General features: G+C 69.7%; 3 protein-coding genes. All 3 read right to left on the bottom strand.

Features of this window, described 5'->3' with window-relative positions; all coding sequences use genetic code 11:
* Positions 1–92 precede the first annotated feature (92 nt).
* On the bottom strand, positions 93–449 hold the full coding sequence (locus tag ACFXPX_RS43600) for a hypothetical protein (protein ID WP_375888685.1): 357 nt from the start codon (positions 447–449) through the stop codon (positions 93–95).
* Between the two features lie 162 nt (positions 450–611).
* Positions 612–2,234 (bottom strand): chaperonin GroEL, encoded by a 1,623-nt coding sequence (gene groL / locus ACFXPX_RS43595; RefSeq protein WP_375888688.1) that lies wholly within the window; start codon positions 2,232–2,234, stop codon positions 612–614.
* A gap of 356 nt (positions 2,235–2,590) precedes the next feature.
* Positions 2,591–2,794 carry a cold-shock protein gene (locus tag ACFXPX_RS43590; protein WP_030289665.1) on the bottom strand — a complete coding sequence of 68 codons (204 nt, stop codon included), beginning with the start codon at positions 2,792–2,794 and terminating at the stop codon, positions 2,591–2,593.
* Between the last annotated feature and the right edge of the window lie 586 nt (positions 2,795–3,380).

Raw genomic sequence — 3,380 nt, 5'->3', positions numbered from 1 at the left:
CCAAGTACGTCCAGTACGAGGCCGACTCGGGCGCACGCCCAGCCGGGCGCCCAACGCCGCGCGCTGATCTGCCAAGATCCGCCGGACAGGCCCTAACCCAGCTCCCCCACCGGCGCCACCACGGCCCCCTGCTTGCCGCACACCCAGTGCGGCTCCGGCCCCAGCTCGGGCTCCACGCTCAGCGCGTGCGGGTCCCCGTCGGCCGCGCAGCCGGTGCACAGCGGCCACCGGCCGTACGCCTCCAGCAGCGCGTCCTGGACGTCCTGGGCGACCAGCCCGAGCACGTACTCGGTGCCGTCCGGCCACTGCTCCAGCCACCAGCGGCGGTGGGTGACGGCCTGTTCCACCAGCGAGACGACGGCGGCGTCCGCCACGTCCCGCGCGGTGAGGTCGGCCAGGATCTGGGCCCGGGCGTTGTGCAGGGCGGTCTCGATGTCGTCGGAAGCCATCCGTCCATTCTCCGCGGCCCGCCCGTGGCTTCAAAACGGATCCGGGACCGCAACGCCCCGGAGCCGGAACGCCCCGGGGCGGAAACGCCGCGTGGGCGGCCCCCCGAAGGGAACCGCCCACGCGGACGAGGATCAGCCGATCCGATCGGAGTCCGATCAGGATCAGAAGTCCATGTCACCGCCCGGCATGCCGCCGCCGGCGGCCGCGGCGGCCTTCTCCGGCTTGTCGGCGATGACGGCCTCGGTGGTGAGGAACAGCGCCGCGATGGAGGCGGCGTTCTGCAGCGCGGAGCGGGTGACCTTGGCCGGGTCGATGATGCCCGCGGCGACCAGGTCGACGTACTCGTTGGTGGCGGCGTTCAGGCCGTGACCGGCGGGGAGGTTGCGCACCTTCTCCACCACGACGCCACCCTCCAGGCCGGCGTTGGTCGCGATCTGCTTGATCGGGGCCTCCAGCGCGACCTTGACGATGTTGGCACCGGTGGCCTCGTCGCCCTCCAGCTCCAGCTTGTCGAAGGCGACACCGGCCTGCAGCAGCGCGACGCCACCACCGGCGACGATGCCCTCCTCGACGGCGGCCTTGGCGTTGCGGACGGCGTCCTCGATGCGGTGCTTGCGCTCCTTGAGCTCCACCTCGGTGGCCGCGCCGGCCTTGATGACGGCCACGCCGCCGGCCAGCTTGGCGAGGCGCTCCTGGAGCTTCTCGCGGTCGTAGTCCGAGTCGCTGTTCTCGATCTCGGCGCGGATCTGGTTCACGCGGCCGGCGACCTGGTCGCTGTCGCCGCCACCGTCGACGATGGTGGTCTCGTCCTTGGTGATGACCACCTTGCGGGCGGTGCCCAGCAGGTCGATGCCGGCGTTCTCCAGCTTGAGGCCGACCTCCTCGGAGATCACGGTGCCACCGGTGAGGATGGCGATGTCGCCGAGCATGGCCTTGCGGCGGTCGCCGAAGCCCGGGGCCTTGACGGCGACGGACTTGAAGGTGCCGCGGATCTTGTTCACGACCAGGGTCGACAGGGCCTCGCCCTCGACGTCCTCGGCGATGATGACGAGCGGCTTGCCGCTCTGCATGACCTTCTCCAGCAGCGGGAGCAGGTCCTTGACCGAGCCGATCTTGGAGTTGGCGATGAGGATGTACGGGTCCTCGAACGTCGCCTCCATGCGCTCCAGGTCGGTGGCGAAGTAGGCGGAGATGTAGCCCTTGTCGAAGCGCATGCCCTCGGTGAGCTCGAGCTCCAGACCGAAGGTGTTGCTCTCCTCGACGGTGATGACGCCTTCCTTGCCGACCTTGTCCATGGCCTCGGCGATGAGCTCGCCGATCTGGGTGTCAGCGGCGGAGATGGAGGCGGTGGAGGCGATCTGCTCCTTGGTCTCCACGTCCTTGGCCTGGGCCAGCAGCTGGTCCGAGACGGCGGCGACGGCCTTCTCGATACCGCGCTTGAGGGCCATCGGGTTGGCGCCGGCGGCGACGTTGCGCAGACCCTCGCGAACCAGGGCCTGGGCGAGCACGGTGGCGGTGGTGGTGCCGTCACCCGCGACGTCGTCCGTCTTCTTGGCGACCTCCTTGACGAGCTCCGCGCCGATCTTCTCGTAGGGGTCCTCGAGCTCGATCTCCTTGGCGATGGAGACACCGTCGTTGGTGATCGTGGGGGCGCCCCACTTCTTCTCCAGCACGACGTTGCGGCCCTTGGGGCCGAGCGTGACCTTCACCGCGTCGGCGAGCTGGTTCATGCCACGCTCAAGGCCGCGGCGAGCTTCCTCATCAAAGGCGATGATCTTGGCCATCAGAAGTGGTCCTCCGGGACACGGTCGACTGCTCGGACCAAGGGGTGCCCGCGACGGACGGCCCTGGTGTGCGGAGGTCCATTCCCCTGCCGCTCCCGGGGGCCTCACCGACCCGGTCCGCTGTCACTCTCACACTGTGAGTGCTAACGCCAATGATTAGCACTCCGGGTGGTCGAGTGCAAGCCCCACGGCCGACCCGCGAGCCGCCGCCCACCTCCGCCCGCCCCCGCCCGGCACCCCGGACGGCCCGGCGCGGGAACGCGAACGGGCCCGTACGACGCGTGTCGTACGGGCCCGTCGAGAAGCGAGTGGTCACCAGCCGTGGGCCGCGCCGAGCTCCTGGGTTCCGGAAGAGGTCAGACCGCCGCGCGGACCATGTCCGCCTGCGGGCCCTTCTGTCCCTGGGAGATCTCGAACTCGACCCGCTGGCCCTCCTCGAGGGTGCGGTAGCCGTCCATCTGGATCGCGCTGTAGTGGACGAAGACGTCCGCACCACCGTCGACCGCGATGAAGCCGTAGCCCTTCTCCGCGTTGAACCACTTGACGGTGCCCTGAGCCATTCCGAACTCCCCTAGTGCTGTGCTGGCCCTTCACGGGCCAGCAGGTCGCGGGCCCGGGTCTGGTTTGAAGGCCGGCCCGGGGAACCCCCCCTGGACGCAGCCGTGCACGCCGCAATCCTCCGCACGGGGGCGCCGGACGGCTTCCGTGAGCGGTTGATTACGTCGACCGCCGCTGAATGTATCCGGATCGACGCCCTCTGCAACAGGGTCCGCCGCCGGGAATTCCGCAGCTCCGTCGAGAGACAAGAGCGAACAAACCGGGAGGAAATCGGCAATTAGCGCCGGACATAGCGGACGAATTACTCAAATGCCTGCAGGAATTCTGACATCTGCCTGACATGTTTCACCGCCCGGGCCCCGGGCCGGTCTCAGCGCCCGGACGGGCTCCGGCGAAGCACCCACCGCCGGAAGGGGAAGCCCTGTTCCCAGCAGAGCCACACTCTACTCCGACTCGGACCGAAAATATTCCCACCGAAATGCCGACGGGCGTGGGCCCCGGGCGGGGGGGGGGGTAAGGGGCCCCCGCCCGCCCGGGCGCGGGGCCCCCGCCCCACCCCCCCGCCCCCCCCCCCCAGTAATAAAACCG

It is taken from the genome of Kitasatospora sp. NPDC059146, from assembly GCF_042786665.1.
In the GTDB taxonomy this organism is placed as follows: domain Bacteria; phylum Actinomycetota; class Actinomycetes; order Streptomycetales; family Streptomycetaceae; genus Kitasatospora.
The sequence above is the reverse complement of the archived record's forward strand: the minus strand, read 5'-3'. Positions and strand labels throughout refer to the sequence as shown.

Bases quoted from the DNA above. Each gene is read 5' to 3' on its own strand.
- ACFXPX_RS43600 (WP_375888685.1), bottom strand. From the start codon at position 449: ATGGCTTCCGACGACATCGAGACCGCCCTGCACAACGCCCGGGCCCAG.
- groL (WP_375888688.1), bottom strand. From the start codon at position 2,234: ATGGCCAAGATCATCGCCTTTGATGAGGAAGCTCGCCGCGGCCTTGAG.
- ACFXPX_RS43590 (WP_030289665.1), bottom strand. From the start codon at position 2,794: ATGGCTCAGGGCACCGTCAAGTGGTTCAACGCGGAGAAGGGCTACGGC.